We start from the raw sequence: 18,775 nt of genomic DNA, 5'->3' as shown, positions 1-18,775 counted from the left end.
TCTTATTCTTTCCATCATGCTCGAGTTCTTCGCCACGCTCCATTGGGGCGCCGTCATTCAGATTATCGTCATCGACATTCTGCTGGGTGGCGATAACGCCGTCGTGATCGCGCTGGCCTGCCGCAATTTGCCGCCGTCGCAGCGCACGAAGGGTGTGCTGTGGGGTACGGCCGGCGCAATTGTGCTGCGCGTGGCGTTGATCGCGTTCGCGGTCGTGCTGCTCGACGTGCCGTTGCTGAAGTTCGCGGGTGGCTTGCTGCTGCTGTGGATCGGCGTGCGCCTGATGGCGCCCGCGCACGACGCGCACGAGAACGTGAAGCCGGCCGACAAGCTGGTGTCGGCAATCAAGACCATCATCGTCGCGGACGCGGTGATGAGCCTCGACAACGTGATCGCGATTGCGGGCGCGGCCGAGGCCGCCGATCCCGAACACCGTCTCGCGCTGGTGATTTTCGGCCTGCTGGTGAGCATTCCGTTGATCGTGTGGGGCAGCCAGCTGGTTCTCAAGCTGCTCGACCGCTTCCCGATCGTGATCACGCTCGGCGCCGCATTGCTGGGCTGGATCGCGGGCGGGCTGATCATCAACGACCCGGCCGGCGACCGTTGGCCGATCCTCGATACGCCGTTGGCCGAATATGGCATGAGCATCGCGGGCGCGCTGTTCGTCGTGATACTCGGGTATCTGCTCAAGCGCCGCAATGCCAGTCGCGCGGCGGCTTGAGACTGCGGTTGGTGCCGACACGATTGAATTTCAGCTGGTGTGAACCTGAGCCGACCCATGCTGCAACGTTAGCCATTCGGCTGACTGTCCGACACGAGCGCCGCTGGCTACGATTGAAACGCCTGTTCCCGATCCGTGGAGCAGGCGTTTTTCGTTTCAGGAGCCTGCCGATGATCGTTACCTTGCCGTATTCCCCTTACTCCCAGTCCTCGCTGGCCACGCGTTCGAGATTGGGCCGTGCCGCCTGGTCCGCGCGGTTCGCCCGTGCCTGCCGGCGCCTCGGCGTCGGTTTCACGCTGATCGAACTGATGATCGTGCTGGCGATCGTCGGTGTGATCGCCGCTTATGCGATTCCCGCGTATCAGGACTATCTGGCTCGCAGCCGCGTCGGCGAAGGGCTGTCGCTGGCGGCTTCCGCGCGCCTCGCCGTGTCTGAAAACGCCGCCAGCGGCAATGCATTCAGCGGCGGTTATGCATCGCCACCCGCTACCCGCAACGTCGAGTCCATCCGGGTCGACGACGACACCGGCCAGATCACCGTCGCTTTCACGACGCGCGTCGCGCCCGCGGGTTCGAACACGCTCACGCTCGTGCCGTCGGTTCCTGACAATGTGGATGCGCCGACTGCGCGTGTTGCGTTGAGCAAGGGTGCGGTGCAGGCGGGCGCGCTCACGTGGGAATGCTTCGCGGGCGGCAAAACGGCGTCCTCGCTGCCGGCGCCGGGCGCCGGGCCGGCACCTGCCGATGCACCCAGCCTGGCGTCGAATCTTGCCCCGCCGGAGTGCCGCTCGTGAGGTCATGAAGAGATGAAGGGGCACCTAAGCGCGCGATGACCGTGGGCGCCGATCAGTCCGTGGTCGTCCGCACCTTCCGCACGTCTTCCGCACGTAAAAGGCTGATTTCCGGGATATTTCAGCCCGGCCGGCGCACAGCAGGAGAATTTTTTTGTATAGTGCGCCGGTTGCTGACGCCCACCGGTTACTCGATGCCCACCCCTTTCGCGCGCTACCTGTCCTTCATTCTGCTGGCTCTCGCGTTGGTGCTGCCTTACGCAGTTGTCAACCATACTTATCCGATTCCGACGTTTTACGCTGAATTCACGGCACTCGCGCTGTATCTGCTGACCGGCGCGGGCGTCGTGCTGCTGGTGGCGAGCGCGAGGCCGCGCGTGACGTTCGCGTCGCCGACGGTCGCGCTGGTGCCGTTGCTGTTCGGGCTGCTGCTGGTGGCGCAATCGGTGGTGTTGCCGGTTTCGCAGCCGTCGATGAACTGGCTCGGCGGCGGCTATCTGCTGGCGGCCTTCATGGCGACGCATGCTGGTTATGGTTTCACGCGGGCCAGGCTCAACGAGACCGCGTTGCGCTGGGCGGCCGGGGCGTTGATCGTCGGCGGGCTGTTTGCGGTGTTCTGCCAGATCATTCAGCTGTTTCACCTCGAAACGCGCGTTTCGCCGCTCGTCGTTGCCTATAACGTGACCGTCGAGCGCCGGCCGTTCGGCAATATGGCCCAGGCCAATCATCTCGCTACCTATATCGCATTTGCGATGGCGGGCGCACTGTTCCTCGTGCAGACGCGGCGGATCGCCGTCAGCATCTGGTTCCTCGTGTCGACGATTTTCGCGGTTGGCCTTGCGCTGACCGTCTCGCGCGGGCCCTGGCTGCAAATGGGCGTGATCGTGGCGGCGGGTTTCTGGATGGCATTCGCGCAGACCCGCAATCAGTTGCAGCTACGCCGCAGCAATCGCGAGTGGATCATTCCGATTGTGCTGGCCGTGCTATTTTTCGTGGTCAACGCGCTGATTCGCTGGGCCAACGTTCGCTACCACCTGGAGCTCGGACAGTCCGCCGCGGAACGCTTCAAGGACGCCGGCCAGATCGCGCCGCGTCTCGCGCTGTGGAAGTACGGCTGGACTATGTTCAGAACGCATCCGCTGCTGGGTGTCGGTTGGGGCGAATTTCCGAGCTACCAGTACGAGTTTGTGAAGTCGCTCGGCGCCGTCGAGATCGCCAACAATTCGCACGACATCTTCATCGACCTGCTCGCGAAGACTGGCTTGCTCGGCCTCGCGATCGTGCTGTTCGGCCTGATCACATGGCTCGTGCGGGTGGTGCGCGCACCGCAAAGCTCGGCGCGCGTGTTCGGCATTGCGCTGATCGGTGTGCTGGTCATGCACGCGCTGGTCGAATATCCGCAGCAGTACATGTTCTTCCTGTTGCCGGCAATGTTCGTGTTCGGCTTGCTGGAAACGCGGCCGCTGCGCCTCGTGCCCGCACGCGTGTCGTTCGGCGCGTTTGCCGTGGTGGTGTTCGGCGGGCTGGCGGCGCTGTATCCGGTGTATCGCGATTACGCGCGCGCCGAGGTGTTGTACTACGGCTCGCGTCCAGCCGAGCAGTATCGTGCGGATCCGTCGTTCCTGTTCCAGGCGTGGGGCGAGTATGGAATGGCGACGCTTTTGCCGATGAACCCGATGGACCTGCAGCACAAGCTCGCCATGCACAGACAGGCGATTGCGCTGCTGCCGGGCGAAACCGTGTTGCGCCGCTATGCGGTGCTGCAGGCGTTGAGCGGCGACCAGAAGGCGGCGTTCGACACTGTCGAACGACTGAAGATTTTCGCCGGGGAACTGAAGGACTGGCCGTCGCAACTGAGCTATCTGTACGAACTCTGCGACGAGCAGAAAACGCTGACCGGTTTCAAGGCGGAACTGGTCAAGCGCTACGGTATGCCGCCAGGCGACATCAATGAAGACGACGACAGCGACGAGGATTGAGCCGCTCGCTCGCTATCTTCGTTTCAAAGGCGTGTGAAGGTGAAGCGGGGCGACGGTTCTGAAGGTCGTCAACCCGCCACCCAATCTCCCGACTTGCCACCGTGCTTCTCCAGCACCTTCACATCGGTGATCGTCATGCCGCGATCCACCGCCTTGCACATGTCATACACCGTCAGCAGCCCGACCTGCACGGCGGTCAGCGCCTCCATCTCCACGCCGGTTCGCCCAAGCGTTTCGACCTGAACCGTGCAATGCACGCCAGGCAGCGTTTCGTCGAGCTCGAAATCCACCTTGACGCGCGTGAGCGCGAGCGGATGACAGAGCGGGATCAGATCGGCGGTGCGCTTCGAACCTTGAATCGCGGCAATCCGCGCGATGCCGATCACATCGCCTTTTTTGGCGTTGCCGTCGCGGATCAGCGCGAACGTTTCCGGCAGCATGCGAATCGAGCCGCGCGCAACCGCAATGCGTTTGGTCTCCTGCTTGCCGCCGACGTCCACCATATGCGCCTGGCCGGCGGCGTCGAAATGAGTGAGTTCAGGCATGGTCGGGTTCCTTTTCAGAGGGCGCCTATCATAGCAGCGGCACAGCCGGACGGCGGCGGCAGTGCATTGGCGCGCGCCGTCGCGCAAGGGCTCCGTCGGCGGGTGATTACACGGCGCTTGCGGCGCGGCGATCGTCTGAAACGCCCACTACGCCCAAATCGCCATGACGTGAATCACACGAATTCGCGTGACGACTGATTACAATTGCCTCATGCCCGCTATCTTAGTCCGAGCGGCGGGCTTCGCTTTTCGACTTCGTCATACCGACCTCGCGATGCGCCCGAAACGGTTCCTTGCTGCGTTGTTGTCTGTTGCGCTGGCGACGGCGCCGGGCGCGTTCGCGCAATCGCAGGGTGTTTCGGGCGCGACGCCCAGCACGTTCTCCGCGGAACCACCGCTGGTCAGTGGGCCGGCCGATACCTACGCCGATCCGCTCATCCCCTCCGACATCGCGCAAGGTGTGTTCGGCGTGTACGGCGGGGCGCAGAGCCGCCTCTCCGGCAATTCAGGCGCGAACACCAGTTGGCGGGCGCCGATCGTCACGCAGCAATTACCCGATCTCGGCAACGGCGGTTCGGGCTCGCTCACGCCGCAGGCCGAACGCAAACTCGGCGAGCGCGTGATGCGCGAACTGCGCCGCGATCCTGACTATCTCGACGACTGGCTGGTGCGCGACTACCTGAACTCGGTCGCCGCGAAACTTGCCGCGGCGGCGAGTGCGCTCTATATCGGCGGGTATCGTCCGGACTTCGATCTGTTCGCGGTGCGCGATCCGCAGATCAACGCGTTCTCGCTGCCGGGCGGTTTTATCGGCGTGAACACCGGCCTCATCGTGGCGACGCAGACGGAATCCGAACTGGCGTCGGTGCTGGGTCACGAAATGGGACACGTGTTGCAGCGGCACATCTCGCGCATGATCACGGCGGGCGAGCGCAGCACCTATGCTGCGCTCGCCGGCATGCTGTTCGGTGTGCTCGCCGGCGTGCTCGCACACAGCGGCGATCTGGGCAGCGCGATCGCGATCGGCGGCCAGGCGTATGCGGTCGACAACCAGTTGCGTTTCTCGCGTTCCGCCGAGCACGAGGCGGACCGCGTCGGTTTTCTGCTGCTGGCCGGCGCCGGCTACGATCCGTACGCGATGACGACCTTCTTCGGCCGGCTCGATCGCGCCGCGATGAGCGACACGGGCATCCCGGCCTACGCGCGTACCCATCCGCTGACTGGCGAACGGATTGCCGACATGGAGGACCGTGCGCGCCGCGCGCCTTACCGGCAACCGCATCAATCGGCCGAGTATGGCTTTGTGCGCGCCCGCTCGCGGCTGCTGCAGGACCAGTCGCGCAGCGAGTACGGCGATGAGATTTCGCGCCTGCGCTCGGAGATCGAGGACCGCACGGCGGTCAACGTCGCGGCAAACTGGTATGGCATTGCATACGGGCAGATGCTGCTCGAACGTTACGACGACGCGGTGGCGTCGTTGGCCTCGTGCCGCGCGGCGTTCACGGCGGGCGAGCAGGCCGAGGGCGGAACCGCGCGGAGTTCGCCGAGCCTCGACGTACTGGCCGCCGACATCGCGCGGCGCGCCGGCCGCGACGACGAGGCCGCGCGTCTGGCCGAGTTCGCGCAGAAGCGCTGGCCGCAGTCGAACGCCGCCATCGACATGCATATCCGCACCTTGCTGACGCTGCACCGCTTTGCCGATGCCCAGGCGCTCGCGCAAAAAGAGACGCGTGCCCAGCCCGATCAGCCTGCCTGGTGGCTGTATCTCGCGCAGGCCAGCGCCGGCACGGGCGACGCGTTGACGCAGCATCGGGCGATGGCCGAAAAGTTCGCGCTCGAAGGCGCATGGCCTTCGGCGATCCGGCAGTTGAAGGACGCGCGCGATCTGAAGGCGATTGGCTACTATGATCTCGCGACCGTGGACGCGAGGCTGCATGAGATGGAGAGCCGCTATAAAGAGGAGCGGCTGGACGAAAAGAGCTAGCCGCTGCTCATGGTTCGCTGCGTTTCGCCGACCTTGCCCGATGAAACAGGCCGCGCGGCGCAAACAACTACGGTACTTAGGCGCTCGCGGCTGCCGGACTCGGCACAAACCTGAAGCGGCCGGCAACATCGCCTCGCCGTACGGCCTGCAGCGGCAACGTCAGTTGGTCGTTCCAGCGAAACTCGCCGCTCATGGCGTCGTCTGTCAGCGTTGCGTGCTCGGAGAACACGTCCAGATCGTGGTCGTGCAAGACCGCGACTCTCGGTTGCGCCGAGCCGTCGGCAAAGAGTATTCCGCCTTCTTCATCCACGAACACGGCGGCGGGTTCGAAAGCGCCGCCGGCCTGATCCTGCAACGCGAGCGCGCCGCCGGCATTGGCCGACAACCTTACCACCCACGGCGTATAGCCCAGTTCCACGTACACGCGCTGCGGGCCGTTCTGGAAAAACCATTGCCCGTGTTCGTCGACATCGTAATTCCGGTTGATGAACCCGAGCAGCGCTTCATGGCGGATCGGCGTGCCCGGCGAACCGCTCGCCTGCGCGGCCTCGTCGCGCATGCGCCAGTTGCCGCGCCGATCCAGCATCAGCCACCCCGTGCAACTGGGTACATTCGGCCATTTGGCCAAGGCCTGCCTGACGATGTCATCCATGATCGACGTGCCGCTCCAGATAGCCGAACACGCGCCGCGACAGCCAGTCGATGCGGCCCGGAAACGGCCCGGTCATAAAGCCGGCGTGGCCGCCGTGCCTGGGTTGGTCGAGTTCCACCGCCGCCGATACCTCATGCCGAGACGGCAAGGCCTCAGCCGGCAGAAACGGGTCGTTGCGCGCGTTCAGCACCAGTGTCGGCACCTGAATGTGCGGCAGCAGCGGGCGCGTGGTCGCCGTGCTCCAGTATTCGTCGGTATTGCGAAAGCCGTGCAGCGGCGCGGTCACCACGTTGTCGAATTCGTACATGGTGCGGCTCGCCAGCATCGTGTCACGATCGAACAGGCCGGGAAACTGGATCAGCTTCTGCTCGGCCTTCTGCTTGAGCGTCTTGAGGAAACTGCGCGTATAGACGAGCCCGAAACCCTGCGACAACGCGCGCCCGCCCGCATGCACGTCGATGGGCGTCGAAATCGCCGCGGCGGCCGAGACCACCGACGCCGCGTCCTCGCGCCGCTCGCCCAGCCAGCGCAGCAGCACATTGCCGCCGAGCGACACGCCGGCCGCGACCACCGGCCCGCGATGCGCGGCGCGCAAACGCCGCAGGATCCAGTCGACTTCGTTGCTGTCGGCGAGATGATAGAAGCGCGGCATCCGGTTCATTGGCCCGCTGCAACTGCGAAAGTGCGGCACCACGCCATGCCAGCCGTACTCGCGCGCGGCTGCCATCAACGAGGCGGCATAGTGCGAGCCCGAACTGCCTTCCAGGCCGTGAAACAGCACGAAGAGCGGGGCGGTGTCGGCGGGAATCCGGGGTGCGGCGCCGTGCGTGAGCGCTGACTGGGCCTGTCCGTCATGCTGGACCCAGTCGAGATCGATGAAGTCGCCATCGGGCGTGTCCCAGCGCTCGTGCCGGAACGAAACCGCGGGGCGGCGTGCGAACAGCGACGGGACGATGGTTTGCACATGCCGGTTCGGCAGCCAGAGCGGCGCACGGTAGAGCAACTCGACGGTGGCATCGACAGCGGCCTCGACAGCGGCCTCGGCGCGTGCCGTGCCCGAAGACGCGGATGTGTCGTGCGTCGTCTGCCGCTCCCCCAAGAAGGGGACTTCTTTCAGTGTGGAGGACTTCCTGCGGGGCGTGCTCATGCCTGCTTCAAAAAAGTAAAACGCGTGCAACGCGTTAGTGCAGCGACCCCTGGCCGTGTCGCATTTTCGTGGCGAACTGGCTGGCGGCTTCATTGGGCATCGGACTCGCGTGAATATGCGCAATGCGCCATTCGCCGCGTTCGTGGACCATCACGTAAGTGGTGAACACCATTGCAGGCGTGGCCTTCGGATCGGCCGGCCGGTGTGCTTCGGCAATTGCGTAGACCACCGTGCCGAGGCTGTCGTAGACGCGGATGTCGAGCGGCTCGATGGAAACGGGCGCGGCTTCGAGCTGGATCTGCAGGCCGGCGCGAATACTTTCGAGGCCGTGCAGGTGGGAACCGTCGGCGCAGATGCAACTGACGAACTCTTCATCGATCCACAGACCCATCAAGCTGTCGATATTGACCTCGGCGACGGCCTGGTAATAGGCGTTCAGGGTATCGGCGGCGGCTTCGAAGATATGGGCAAAACGTGGCATGGCTCGTCAGTCTCTTGTGCGCGGCGCGCGGTTGCGGGGCAGCGGTCAGCGGGACAGTCCGGAGCACCGGACAATCGCACCCGAGCGCCAGAATGCCCGCGCCGCAAGGCGCGAACATGACGCGACGCGCTCAGGGGCGTGCGGTGTTGCGTGCAAGTGTCAGCGGTGCCGGCGGGCTCAGCGTTGCGCGAGCAACATGCCGCGCAAATCGCCGAATACCTGCTCGGCGCTCAACTGCTTCAGGCAGTTCAGATGACCGAGCGGACACTCGCGCTCAAAACAGGGGCTGCATTCGAGATGAAGCCATTGTACCTTCGCAAGCTCGGACAAGGGCGGCGTGTGGCGCGGATCGGTCGAACCGTACACGGCCACCAGCGGCCGGCGCAGCGCGGCGGCCACGTGCATCAGCCCGGAGTCGTTGGTGACGACCGCGTTGGCGCGCGAGATCAGTGCGCACGCTTCGCCCAGCGCGGTCTGGCCGCACAGGTTGCGCACGTTCGGCGCTTTCTCGGCGATAGCCTGCGCGAGCGGCGCATCTTTGGGCGAACCGAGCGCGACGATCTGCGTGTACGGGAACGACTGGCCGACCATTTGCGCGAGCGCCGCGAAGTGTTCGGGTGGCCAGCGCTTGGCAGGGCCGTATTCGGCGCCCGGACAGAACACCAGCAGCGGCACGCGCGTATCCAGATTGAAGCGCGCCGAGACGCGCGACGCTTCGTTCAGGTCGGCTTCGAGGCGCGGCATCGGCAGGTCGTCGGGCATCTTGGCGCCGGGCGCGTAGGCGAGGGCGGCGTACTGGCCGACCATGGGCGGGCGCTCGTCCTTGCGCGGATTCGCGTGACGCACGTTCAACAGGCCGTAGCGGCTTTCGCCGGTGTAGCCGATGCGCAGCCGGATTCCCGCCATCCACGGAATCAGCGCCGACTTGAGCGAATTCGGCAGCACGTAGGCGGCGTCGTAGCCCACGTCGCGCAGGTCGCTCGCCAGCTGCCAGCGGCGCAGCATCTGCAGCTTGCCGTGCGCGAGATCCGTGGCGTAGACGTCGCGGATCTCCGGCATGCGTTCAAGTACGGGCGCGACCCACGAGGGCGCGACCGCGTCGATCACGATGCGCGGATGCAATTTCACGAGGCGCGCAAACAGCGGCTGCGCCATCAATGCGTCACCGATCCAGTTCGGTGCGATAACCAACGCGCGACGCATCAGAATGAGTGTCCGGTGTCGAAACGAAACCTCGCGCGAGCCATGCGCGTGGCATTCGGATAGGTAAAAGGGGAAAGCCGCGAGCCGCGTCACGCGATTCCGGCGTGGCCGGACGCGCCGCGGTGGCGGCCTTGCTGTGGCGTGGCTGCTGTGGGACGGGGGTGCGCGTTCGCTTTTGCTTTCGCGCCGGCGTGACCACCGTGTGCCGCACGGTCACGGCCGGCCTGTCGAACAGCGCGCCGGGCCGCGCAACACGCGGCAGGTCACGAGGCAAAGTCCGCGACGCAAACCCAAATGCAAACCGAAACGCAAACTGCCGCGCAAACCCGCAGCGCAAACCGAAATGCGACCCGCGACGAAGCACGCAGCCGCTCCGGCAAGCGCCACCACAAGCAACCGGTACTCAGCGCGCCGGGCTCAATGACCCTTGACCACTTCGCCGTCGCGCAGCTTGTAACGCGTGCTGCAGTACGGGCACTTGGCTTCGCCGTGCGTGACGTCGATAAAGACGCGCGGATGGGCGCTCCAGCGCGGCATGGCCGGGTTCGGGCAGTAAGCCGGCAGATCTTTTGCCGACAGTTCGACCAGCGGCATTTCCTTGATTTCGCTCATGAGGGATTCTCGTTGTATGCAGGGGGCGTGCGCTGCGCCGGTACAGGCCGGCGCAGCGCGCGTTAAATCCTGGTCAGCCAGTGCGCGTACTTGTCGCTCTTGCCGTTCACGATGTCGAAGAAGCCCGATTGCAGCTTCTCCGTGATCGGGCCGCGTGCGCCGGAGCCGATCGTGCGGTTGTCGAGTTCGCGGATCGGCGTGACTTCGGCGGCGGTGCCGGTGAAGAACGCTTCGTCGCAGGTATAGACCTCGTCGCGCGTGATGCGCTTTTCGATCACCTGGATGCCCGCGTCGCGCGCCAGCGTGATGACCGTGTCGCGCGTGATGCCGTCGAGACACGACGCCAGGTCCGGCGTGTAAAGCTTGCCATTGTTCACGAGGAAGAAGTTCTCGCCCGAGCCTTCCGACACGTAGCCGTCCACGTCGAGCAGCAGCGCTTCGTCGTAACCGTCGGCAATCGCTTCCTGGTTGGCGAGGATCGAGTTCACATACCAGCCCGACGCCTTGGCGCGGACCATCGACACGTTCACGTGATGGCGCGTGAACGACGAAGTCTTCACGCGGATGCCCTTGGCGATGCCGTCTTCACCAAGGTACGCGCCCCACGGCCAGGCCGCGATCGCCACGTGGATGGTGTTGCCCTTGGCCGACACGCCGAGCTTTTCCGAACCGACCCAGATGATCGGGCGCAGGTAGCAGGATTCGAGCTTGTTTTCGCGGACCACTTCGCATTGCGCGGCGGCGAGCGTTTCGTGGTCGAACGGCACGTCCATCTGGAAGATCTTGGCCGAGTTCAGCAGGCGCTTTGTGTGTTCCTGCAATCGGAAAATCGCGGTGCCGCCGTCAGCGGTCTTGTAGGCGCGTACGCCCTCGAAGACGCCCATGCCGTAGTGCAGCGTGTGGGTGAGCACATGAATCTTGGCATCGCGCCAGTCGATGAGCTTGCCATCCATCCAGATCTTGCCGTCGCGGTCGGCCATTGACATACGATTCTCCAGCAGGTGCGTTGTTAGGCATAGCTATGACAGGCATAGCCAAGACCGGCATTTTAGCGTCTTTTGCACGCGGAACGAGCATTTGGCCGCATTCCGGACGCTATAATCCAGCGCACGCATAATTCAGATCCGGATGCGCCAGCGGGTGCTTGACGACCTGGCGCCCACTTCCCTACGCTGCGACGCCTCTCGCGTCCGCGTTTCGCCTCATGCTCGCTCGCCTGTCAGAAACCGATCGCCGTGCCTTCCGCGAGGGCGCGCGCGACTACTCGCCCACGCTGATGGCGATCTTCTCCTGGGGCCTCGTCACCGGCATTGCCATGAGCAAGTCAGTGCTCACGTTGCCGCAGGCGCTCACCATGTCGCTGCTGTGCTACGCCGGTTCGTCGCAACTGGCGGTGCTGCCGCTGCTCGCCGCCAGGCTGCCGGTCTGGACCGTGCTGCTCACCGCCGCGATGGTCAATACGCGTTTCGTGATCTTCAGCGTCGGTCTGGCGCCGCATTTCTCCTATCTGCCGATGTGGCGGCGCATCGTCCTCGGCTACTTCAACGGCGACGTGATCTACCTGCTGTTCCAGAAGAAGAGCTTCCCGACCGGCTATGTGCCGGGCAAGGAGCCGTACTACTGGGGCATGGCGCTGTGCAGCTGGCTGTCGTGGCAGGTGTCGTCGATCGCCGGGATTCTGCTGGCGAGCCTGATTCCCGACAACTGGGGCCTCGCGCTGGCGGGCACGCTGGCCTTGCTGCCCATCATGGTGTCGGCGATCGCGACGCGCTCCACGCTGGTCGCGGTTGCAATCGCGGGCGTGGTGTCGCTGCTCGCGTTCGACCTGCCGTACCGGCTCGGGCTGCCGCTCGCGGTAATCGCGGCGATCGTTGCCGGCAGCGCCGCCGACCTGATGGTCGAGCGCGCCGACTTGCGCCGCATCCGTAACAGCACCGGAGGTTCCCGATGACGTCCACGCAGATCTGGCTGGCCATATTCGGCATGACCTTCGTCACCGCCCTGACACGCGCCATGTTTCTAATCGGCGGCGAGCGCACGGTTTTGCCGGCGCGGGTCCAGCGGATGCTGCGCTATGCGCCGGCCGCGGCGCTCGCCGCCGTGGTGTTGCCGGACGTGCTGGCGACCCCCGAGGGCCTGTCGTTCGCGCTGTCGAACCATGAGTTCTACGCCACGCTGTCGGGTCTCGGGTGGTTTTTGTGGCGGCGCACCATGCTCGGCACGATTGTCGTCGGAATGGTCGTGTTCACGCTGTTGCGCCTCTTCATGTGACGGATGAGACAGGAAATGCTGCGCCGCGGCACGCGCGCCGCCTCCTTCAAATACGGGACATTCGCTCCGTTGCGGGTCAGAAGGCAGTGTGGATCAGTTAAAATGGTCGTTTCCGGGATAACCGCGCCGCGGCAAGGCGCGCGAAGCCGCGGCCCTGCCGCCGGCACCCGATTCAGTGGAACCGCTGCCGTGCCTGAGCGCTGGAGTTCACCGCGCCCGAGTGCCGCGCGCCGTCCGCCACCGCCTTCTCATCAACTCGCACACACACGCCCATGAACAAGGTATTGCGTCTCTCCGATCTGATCGCCGAAGGCAAGCTATCCGGCAAACGCGTGTTCATCCGCGCCGATCTGAACGTGCCGCAGGACGATCAAGGCAACATCACCGAAGACACCCGTATCCGCGCTTCCGTGCCGGCCATCAAGGCCGCGCTCGACGCGGGCGCCGCCGTGATGGTCACGTCGCACCTGGGCCGTCCCACAGAGGGTGATTTCAAGCCTGAAGACTCGCTTGCGCCGGTCGCGAAACGTCTGGCCGAACTGCTCGGCCGCGAGGTGCCGCTGGTGGCGAACTGGGTCGAAAACGGCGTGAACGTCGCGCCGGGCTCGGTCGTGCTGCTGGAAAACTGCCGCGTCAACAAGGGCGAAAAGAAAGATTCCGACGAGCTCGCGCAGAAAATGGCGAAGCTCTGCGACATCTACGTGAACGACGCATTCGGCACCGCGCACCGCGCCGAAGCCACCACGCACGGTATTGCCAGATACGCGCCGGTGGCGTGCGCCGGCCCGCTGCTCGCGGCCGAACTCGAAGCGCTCGGCAAGGCGCTGGGCGCGCCGAAGCGTCCGCTGGTGGCGATCGTCGCCGGCTCGAAGGTGTCGACCAAGCTGACCATTCTGAAGTCGCTCGCCGACAAGGTCGATCAACTGATCGTGGGCGGCGGCATTGCCAACACGTTCATGCTGGCCGCGGGCCTGAAGATCGGCAAGTCGCTCGCCGAAGCCGATCTGGTGAACGAAGCCAAAGCCATCATCGACGCGGCGAAAGCCCGCGGCGCCTCGGTGCCGATCCCGACCGACGTGGTCACGGCGAAAGAGTTTTCCCCGACCGCCAAGGCAGAAGTCAAAGCAGTCGCCGACGTTCAGGACGACGACCTGATCCTCGACATCGGGCCGGAAACGGCCAAAGTGCTCGCCGCGCAACTGGAAAAGGCCGGCACGATCGTGTGGAACGGTCCGGTCGGCGTGTTCGAATTCGACCAGTTTGGCAACGGCACGAAGACGCTGGCGGAGGCTATCGCCAAATCGTCGGCGTTCTCGATTGCCGGCGGCGGCGATACGCTTGCTGCGATCGCCAAGTACGGCATCCACGACAAGGTCAGCTATATCTCGACGGGCGGCGGCGCTTTCCTCGAATTCCTCGAAGGCAAGAAGCTGCCGGCGGTCGAAGTTCTGGAATCGCGGGCTTAACGTGGCGACGCGCTCCCCAACGGCAAAGTCTGCGAATGCGCGTGGCGGCAAGCCGCGCAACAGCGCAGCGGCATCGGCAGGGGAGCGCGCGGCGCGCTCCGCCGCCACTCCGGCGGCCGGCTCCGCAGGCGAGTTCGCGAGCGGCCCAGCTAGCCAGCAACATGAAGAATCCGGCTCGCCTCTCGGGCTCGCGGAGTTGACCACTGCCGGGAAGGCCGCGAAATCGTCCAGCGCAGACGCTGTACAAACCGCCCCCTCTCCCGCAGAACTCCCGGACGAAGAGATCGCGCTCATCTCCCCACCGGCACCTCCCGTGCTGCTCTCGAACACCGCTTCACCCTATAAAGCGACGCTGGTTTCAACCGGCGCGCAGCCCCCGGCAGCATCCTTCGGTGCGCAGCCTCCGCATCCGACTCGCAGCGCTCTTTCCAGCGATCTCACCCAGACGAGGAGACTCATGCATCGCGCCACCAAGATTGTCGCCACCATCGGACCGGCTTCCAATACGCCGGAAATCCTGCTGCAAATGATTCAGGCAGGGTTGGACGTGGTGCGGCTCAATTTTTCGCACGGCACCGCCGACGACCACCGCCAGCGCGCCGGATTCGTGCGCGAGGCGGCCCGCCAGGCCGGCCGCGAAGTCGCCATCATGGCGGACCTGCAAGGCCCGAAGATCCGGGTCGGCAAATTTGAAAACGGCAAGATCATGCTGGTCGCCGGCGAGCCGTTCGTGCTCGACGCCGACTGCGAACTCGGCAACGAGCAACGCGCCGGCCTCGACTACAAAGACCTGCCGCGCGACCTGAAACCGGGCGACGTGCTGTTGCTTAACGACGGCCTGATCGTGCTGAACGTCTCGCGCGTGATCGGCAACGAGATCCACACGGTCGTCAAGATCGGCGGCGAACTGTCGAACAACAAGGGCATCAACCGCCAGGGCGGCGGCCTGTCCGCGCCGGCGCTGACCGCCAAGGACATGGAAGATATTCGCACCGCCATGTCGCTCGGCGTCGATTATGTCGCGGTATCGTTTCCGAAGAACGCGACCGACATGGAAATGGCCCGCCAGCTGGCGAACATTGCCGGCGCGCCGTTCGGCGTCAAGCCGAAGATGATCGCCAAGATCGAGCGCGCCGAAGCGATTCCGGCGCTGCAAGGCATTCTCGACGCGTCGGACGGCATCATGGTCGCGCGCGGCGATCTGGCCGTGGAAGTGGGGAATGCCGCAGTTCCGGCGCTGCAAAAGCGCATGATTCGTATGGCGCGCGAATCGAACAAGTTCGTGATCACCGCCACGCAGATGATGGAGTCGATGATCCACGCGCCGGTGCCGACCCGCGCCGAAGTGTCGGACGTCGCCAACGCCGTGCTGGACGGCACGGACGCGGTGATGCTGTCGGCGGAATCGGCGGCGGGCAAGTATCCGGTGCAGACCATCGAGACGATGGCGGCGATCTGTATCGAGGCGGAGAAGTCGGAGCAGTCGGAGCTGGACAAGGATTTCCTCGACCGCACGTTCACGCGGATCGACCAGTCGATCGCAATGGGCGCGCTCTTCACGGCGTTCCATCTCGGCGCGAAGGCGATCGTGGCGTTGACGGAATCCGGCTCGACCGCGCTGTGGATGTCGCGTCACTGGACTCACGTGCCGATCTTCGCGCTCACGCCGCGCGTCGGCAGTGAACGGGCAATGGCGCTGTATCGCAACGTGACGTCGCTGCATCTCGATACCAACACCGACCGCGACACGGCGTTGCAGCAGGCGTTGGAGACCGTGGTGAGCAAGGGCTACGCGTCGCGCGGCGACATGGTGGTGCTGACGGTCGGCGAGCCGATGGGGCAGGCCGGCGGCACGAATACGCTGAAGATCGTACGGGTCGGCGAGCCGTATTGATCGTGCTGCGTGGCAACGGAGGAAGGCCTTCAGCGCCTCCTCCGTTGCCACGCACACGGCTCGATCGGTACCCGGCTGATTGACCGAAGCAGGCTGCCATGCCCCGCGAGAGGCGGCGCACAGGCTCCAGTCGCGCGTTGCAGCGAGCAGGACCGCTCCGCGCTTCAGGGAAGGTGTGACGGGTATGCAGCATGCTTCGCGATAAAATCGCCCAAAAGATGCCGACGGCACAGGAATTCGTTTCAATCTAAGGAGTTAAGCATGCCTCTCGTATCAATGCGTCAACTGCTGGACCATGCCGCTGAAAACGGCTATGGGCTTCCGGCATTCAACGTGAACAACCTGGAGCAGGTGCAGGCGATCATGGCGGCCGCCGACAAGGTCAACGCACCGGTCATCATGCAGGCTTCGGCCGGCGCGCGTAAGTACGCGGGCGAGGCGTTCCTGCGCCACCTGATCGAAGCCGCGGTCGAGTCGTATCCGCATATTCCGGTCGTGATGCACCAGGACCACGGCCAGTCGCCGGCGGTCTGCATGGCGGCGATCCGCAGCGGTTTCACCAGCGTGATGATGGACGGTTCGCTCGAAGCCGACGGCAAGACGGTCGCCTCGTACGAGTACAACGTCGACGTGTCGCGCAGGGTCGTGGAAGCGGCGCATTCGATCGGTATCACGGTGGAAGCGGAACTGGGCGTGCTCGGTTCGCTGGAAACCATGAAGGGAGACAAGGAAGACGGCCACGGCGCGGAAGGCACGATGACGCGCGAGCAGTTGTTGACCGATCCGGAACAGGCTGCCGACTTCGTCAAGCTGACCCAGTGCGACGCGCTGGCTATCGCGATCGGCACCTCGCACGGCGCGTACAAGTTCAGCAAGAAGCCCACGGGCGACATTCTGTCGATCCAGCGTATCAAGGAAATCCACCAGCGCATTCCGAACACGCACCTGGTGATGCACGGTTCGTCGTCGGTGCCGCAGGAACTGCTCGCTGAAATCCGCGAATTCGGCGGCGACATGAAGGAAACCTACGGCGTGCCGGTCGAGGAAATCCAGGAAGGCATCAAGAACGGCGTGCGCAAGGTCAATATCGACACCGACCTGCGTCTGGCGATCACCGGCGCGATCCGCCGCTACATGGCGACCAACCCGGGCAAGTTCGATCCGCGCGATTACCTGAAGCCGGCGCGCGAAGCGGCGATGAAGATCTGTATCGAGCGCTACACGCAATTCGGTTGCGAAGGCCAGGCGGGCAAGATCAAGCCGGTCACGCTTGATAAAATCGCGGAGAAGTACAAGTCGGGCGAGCTCGCGCAAGTCGTCCGCTAAGCTATCAACATGCACTGCGCCTGGCCGTTTGGCCAGGTTGTCGTTAGATCGCCGTTCCCGCATCATCCGGGGAACGGCGTTTCCCTTTTGTTCCGGTCACACTTTTTGCCCCATTTTTAGCGAACCACGACGATGTCTACCCTCTACGAATCCACGCTCCACTCGCTGCCGCTGCTCGGCCGCGGTAAAGTCCGCGACAACTATGCGGTGGGCAACGACCAGTTGCTGATCGTCACGACCGACCGTCTGTCGGCGTTCGACGTCATCATGGGCGAGCCGATTCCGAATAAGGGCCGCGTGCTCAACGAAATGGCGAACTTCTGGTTCGAAAAACTCAAGCACGTGGTGCCGAACCACCTCACGGGCGTCGCGCCCGAATCGGTGGTGGCGGCAGACGAAGTCGAGCAGGTCAAGGGCCGCGCGGTGGTGGTGAAGCGCCTCGAGCCGATCCTCGTCGAAGCCGTGGTGCGCGGCTATCTGGCCGGCAGCGGCTGGAAAGACTACCAGGCAACCGGTTCGGTGTGCGGCGTCGAACTGCCGCCGGGTCTGCAGAACGCGCAGAAGCTGCCCGAGCCGATTTTCACGCCGGCAGCCAAGGCCGAAATGGGCCACCACGACGAAAACATCACGTACGACGAGATGGAGCGCCGCATCGGCACCGAACTGTCGGCCACGATCCGCGACATCTCGATCAAGCTGTACAAGGAAGCCGCTGATTACGCCGCGACGCGCGGCATCATCATCGCGGATACGAAGTTCGAGTTCGGGCTGGACAATCACGGCAAGCTGTACCTGATGGACGAGGCGCTGACCGCGGACTCGTCGCGCTTCTGGCCGGCCGACCAGTATCAGGTCGGCACCAATCCGCCGTCGTTCGACAAGCAGTTCGTGCGCGACTGGCTCGAAACCCAGCCGTGGAAGAAAGAGCCGCCGGCACCGAAGCTGCCCGACGACGTGGTCGCGAAGACGGGCGAGAAATACCAGGAAGCGCTCGAACGCCTGACCGGACACAAGCTCGCGTGATTACGCGCACCGGTTGGGTTCGCGCCGCCTGAGATAGGGCAGAAGAGGCAGCAAAGACCGCCCCAGGTTTTCCGCTTCGCCGTTGGTCCCCGCGGGGGCTGGCGCGAATCGACCGGTTCCGGGGCGCTCTCGAGAAACAAGGAAGCCGTAACATGAGTGAAGCTCAAACCGCCCATACGCATGGCGCGCCGGTTGTCGGCGTGCTGATGGGCTCCAGTTCCGACTGGGAAGTCATGAAGAACGCCGTGGCCATTCTGCAGGAATTCGGCGTGCCCTACGAAGCGAAGGTCGTGTCCGCGCACCGCATGCCCGACGAAATGTTCGCCTATGCTGAAAGCGCGCGTGAACGCGGCATTCGCGCGATCATCGCCGGCGCGGGCGGCGCGGCGCATCTGCCGGGCATGCTGGCGGCCAAGACCACGGTGCCGGTGCTCGGCGTGCCGGTGGCGAGCAAGTACCTGAAGGGCGTCGATTCGCTGCATTCGATCGTGCAGATGCCCAAGGGCGTGCCGGTCGCCACGTTTGCGATTGGCGAAGCCGGCGCGGCGAACGCGGCACTGTTCGCCGTGTCGCTGCTGAGCGGCACGAGCAATGAATACGCGGAGAAGCTGGCTGCGTTCCGCGTGCGCCAGAACGAAGCGGCTCACGCTATGGTGTTGCCGGCGCTATAAGCGCACAGA

Annotated in this window: 18 protein-coding genes; 11 read left to right on the top strand and 7 right to left on the bottom strand. The window is 64.6% G+C overall.

Annotated elements, in window-relative coordinates; genetic code table 11:
* Positions 1-16 precede the first annotated feature (16 nt).
* From BXE_RS18515 to BXE_RS18505, 3 genes are all read left to right on the top strand, one after another.
* A complete protein-coding gene (locus BXE_RS18515) occupies positions 17-721 on the top strand; it encodes a TerC family protein (protein ID WP_011489750.1) in 705 nt (234 codons plus the stop codon).
* A gap of 170 nt (positions 722-891) precedes the next feature.
* Positions 892-1,515, top strand: a complete 624-nt coding sequence (locus tag BXE_RS18510; RefSeq protein WP_007180494.1) for a pilin — start codon at positions 892-894, stop codon at positions 1,513-1,515.
* A 191-nt stretch (positions 1,516-1,706) separates the two neighbouring features.
* Positions 1,707-3,491, top strand: coding sequence for a PglL family O-oligosaccharyltransferase (locus BXE_RS18505; protein WP_011489749.1), 1,785 nt, complete (start codon positions 1,707-1,709; stop codon positions 3,489-3,491).
* Positions 3,492-3,559: 68 nt separating this feature from the next.
* Here BXE_RS18505 and moaC read toward each other — a convergent pair whose 3' ends face one another.
* On the bottom strand, positions 3,560-4,036 hold the full coding sequence (gene moaC / locus BXE_RS18500) for a cyclic pyranopterin monophosphate synthase MoaC (protein ID WP_011489748.1): 477 nt from the start codon (positions 4,034-4,036) through the stop codon (positions 3,560-3,562).
* A 274-nt stretch (positions 4,037-4,310) separates the two neighbouring features.
* On the opposite strand from moaC, the gene BXE_RS18495 reads away from it, so the two are divergent.
* A complete protein-coding gene (locus BXE_RS18495; protein WP_038457380.1) occupies positions 4,311-6,020 on the top strand; it encodes a M48 family metalloprotease in 1,710 nt (569 codons plus the stop codon).
* Positions 6,021-6,096: 76 nt separating this feature from the next.
* Here the strand turns inward: BXE_RS18495 and BXE_RS18490 are convergent, their stop codons facing one another.
* The 6 genes from BXE_RS18490 to BXE_RS18465 all read right to left on the bottom strand — a co-directional run bounded on the left by BXE_RS18490 (position 6,097) and on the right by BXE_RS18465 (position 11,101).
* Entirely contained in the window at positions 6,097-6,672 is a 576-nt protein-coding gene (locus tag BXE_RS18490) for a DUF2946 family protein (RefSeq protein ID WP_011489746.1), read from the bottom strand.
* The gene (locus BXE_RS18485) at positions 6,665-7,819 is read right to left on the bottom strand and encodes a YheT family hydrolase (protein WP_011489745.1); all 1,155 of its coding nucleotides are present in this window, start codon (positions 7,817-7,819) and stop codon (positions 6,665-6,667) included. Before BXE_RS18485 ends, BXE_RS18490 begins: the two co-directional genes overlap by 8 nt.
* A 34-nt stretch (positions 7,820-7,853) precedes the next feature.
* Positions 7,854-8,300 (bottom strand): nuclear transport factor 2 family protein, encoded by a 447-nt coding sequence (locus BXE_RS18480; RefSeq protein WP_007180500.1) that lies wholly within the window; start codon positions 8,298-8,300, stop codon positions 7,854-7,856.
* 177 nt (positions 8,301-8,477) lie between these two features.
* Positions 8,478-9,503, bottom strand: a complete 1,026-nt coding sequence (gene waaF, locus BXE_RS18475) for a lipopolysaccharide heptosyltransferase II (RefSeq protein ID WP_011489744.1) — start codon at positions 9,501-9,503, stop codon at positions 8,478-8,480.
* 417 nt (positions 9,504-9,920) lie between these two features.
* Entirely contained in the window at positions 9,921-10,115 is a 195-nt protein-coding gene (locus BXE_RS18470; RefSeq protein WP_007180502.1) for a zinc-finger domain-containing protein, read from the bottom strand.
* 62 nt (positions 10,116-10,177) lie between these two features.
* On the bottom strand, positions 10,178-11,101 hold the full coding sequence (locus BXE_RS18465; RefSeq protein WP_011489743.1) for a branched-chain amino acid transaminase: 924 nt from the start codon (positions 11,099-11,101) through the stop codon (positions 10,178-10,180).
* Positions 11,102-11,319: 218 nt separating this feature from the next.
* Here BXE_RS18465 and BXE_RS18460 point away from each other — a divergent pair, with 218 nt between their 5' ends.
* From BXE_RS18460 to purE, 7 genes are all read left to right on the top strand, one after another.
* Complete coding sequence (locus BXE_RS18460) at positions 11,320-12,066, top strand: AzlC family ABC transporter permease (RefSeq protein WP_011489742.1); 747 nt, start codon at positions 11,320-11,322, stop codon at positions 12,064-12,066.
* The gene (locus BXE_RS18455) at positions 12,063-12,386 is read left to right on the top strand and encodes an AzlD domain-containing protein (protein WP_011489741.1); all 324 of its coding nucleotides are present in this window, start codon (positions 12,063-12,065) and stop codon (positions 12,384-12,386) included. Before BXE_RS18460 ends, BXE_RS18455 begins: the two co-directional genes overlap by 4 nt.
* Before the next feature lie 272 nt (positions 12,387-12,658).
* Positions 12,659-13,852, top strand: a complete 1,194-nt coding sequence (locus tag BXE_RS18450; RefSeq protein WP_011489740.1) for a phosphoglycerate kinase — start codon at positions 12,659-12,661, stop codon at positions 13,850-13,852.
* 457 nt (positions 13,853-14,309) lie between these two features.
* A complete protein-coding gene (pyk, locus tag BXE_RS18445; RefSeq protein WP_011489739.1) occupies positions 14,310-15,746 on the top strand; it encodes a pyruvate kinase in 1,437 nt (478 codons plus the stop codon).
* 261 nt (positions 15,747-16,007) lie between these two features.
* Positions 16,008-17,072 (top strand): class II fructose-bisphosphate aldolase, encoded by a 1,065-nt coding sequence (gene fba, locus BXE_RS18440; RefSeq protein ID WP_011489738.1) that lies wholly within the window; start codon positions 16,008-16,010, stop codon positions 17,070-17,072.
* Between the two features lie 132 nt (positions 17,073-17,204).
* On the top strand, positions 17,205-18,095 hold the full coding sequence (locus tag BXE_RS18435) for a phosphoribosylaminoimidazolesuccinocarboxamide synthase (RefSeq protein WP_011489737.1): 891 nt from the start codon (positions 17,205-17,207) through the stop codon (positions 18,093-18,095).
* A 152-nt stretch (positions 18,096-18,247) separates the two neighbouring features.
* Entirely contained in the window at positions 18,248-18,766 is a 519-nt protein-coding gene (gene purE, locus BXE_RS18430) for a 5-(carboxyamino)imidazole ribonucleotide mutase (RefSeq protein WP_007180510.1), read from the top strand.
* The last annotated feature ends 9 nt before the right edge of the window (positions 18,767-18,775 follow it).

Source organism: Paraburkholderia xenovorans LB400 (genome assembly GCF_000013645.1).
Classification (GTDB): Bacteria; Pseudomonadota; Gammaproteobacteria; order Burkholderiales; family Burkholderiaceae; genus Paraburkholderia; species Paraburkholderia xenovorans.
The sequence above is the reverse complement of the archived record's forward strand: the minus strand, read 5'-3'. Positions and strand labels throughout refer to the sequence as shown.

What these genes read in the sequence shown, in the direction of transcription:
- BXE_RS18515 (WP_011489750.1), top strand. Translation starts at nt 17, where the DNA reads ATGCTCGAGTTCTTCGCCACGCTCCATTGGGGCGCCGTCATTCAGATT.
- BXE_RS18510 (WP_007180494.1), top strand. Translation starts at nt 892, where the DNA reads ATGATCGTTACCTTGCCGTATTCCCCTTACTCCCAGTCCTCGCTGGCC.
- BXE_RS18505 (WP_011489749.1), top strand. Translation starts at nt 1,707, where the DNA reads ATGCCCACCCCTTTCGCGCGCTACCTGTCCTTCATTCTGCTGGCTCTC.
- moaC (WP_011489748.1), bottom strand. Translation starts at nt 4,036, where the DNA reads ATGCCTGAACTCACTCATTTCGACGCCGCCGGCCAGGCGCATATGGTG.
- BXE_RS18495 (WP_038457380.1), top strand. Translation starts at nt 4,311, where the DNA reads ATGCGCCCGAAACGGTTCCTTGCTGCGTTGTTGTCTGTTGCGCTGGCG.
- BXE_RS18490 (WP_011489746.1), bottom strand. Translation starts at nt 6,672, where the DNA reads ATGGATGACATCGTCAGGCAGGCCTTGGCCAAATGGCCGAATGTACCC.
- BXE_RS18485 (WP_011489745.1), bottom strand. Translation starts at nt 7,819, where the DNA reads ATGAGCACGCCCCGCAGGAAGTCCTCCACACTGAAAGAAGTCCCCTTC.
- BXE_RS18480 (WP_007180500.1), bottom strand. Translation starts at nt 8,300, where the DNA reads ATGCCACGTTTTGCCCATATCTTCGAAGCCGCCGCCGATACCCTGAAC.
- waaF (WP_011489744.1), bottom strand. Translation starts at nt 9,503, where the DNA reads ATGCGTCGCGCGTTGGTTATCGCACCGAACTGGATCGGTGACGCATTG.
- BXE_RS18470 (WP_007180502.1), bottom strand. Translation starts at nt 10,115, where the DNA reads ATGAGCGAAATCAAGGAAATGCCGCTGGTCGAACTGTCGGCAAAAGAT.
- BXE_RS18465 (WP_011489743.1), bottom strand. Translation starts at nt 11,101, where the DNA reads ATGTCAATGGCCGACCGCGACGGCAAGATCTGGATGGATGGCAAGCTC.
- BXE_RS18460 (WP_011489742.1), top strand. Translation starts at nt 11,320, where the DNA reads ATGCTCGCTCGCCTGTCAGAAACCGATCGCCGTGCCTTCCGCGAGGGC.
- BXE_RS18455 (WP_011489741.1), top strand. Translation starts at nt 12,063, where the DNA reads ATGACGTCCACGCAGATCTGGCTGGCCATATTCGGCATGACCTTCGTC.
- BXE_RS18450 (WP_011489740.1), top strand. Translation starts at nt 12,659, where the DNA reads ATGAACAAGGTATTGCGTCTCTCCGATCTGATCGCCGAAGGCAAGCTA.
- pyk (WP_011489739.1), top strand. Translation starts at nt 14,310, where the DNA reads ATGCATCGCGCCACCAAGATTGTCGCCACCATCGGACCGGCTTCCAAT.
- fba (WP_011489738.1), top strand. Translation starts at nt 16,008, where the DNA reads ATGCCTCTCGTATCAATGCGTCAACTGCTGGACCATGCCGCTGAAAAC.
- BXE_RS18435 (WP_011489737.1), top strand. Translation starts at nt 17,205, where the DNA reads ATGTCTACCCTCTACGAATCCACGCTCCACTCGCTGCCGCTGCTCGGC.
- purE (WP_007180510.1), top strand. Translation starts at nt 18,248, where the DNA reads ATGAGTGAAGCTCAAACCGCCCATACGCATGGCGCGCCGGTTGTCGGC.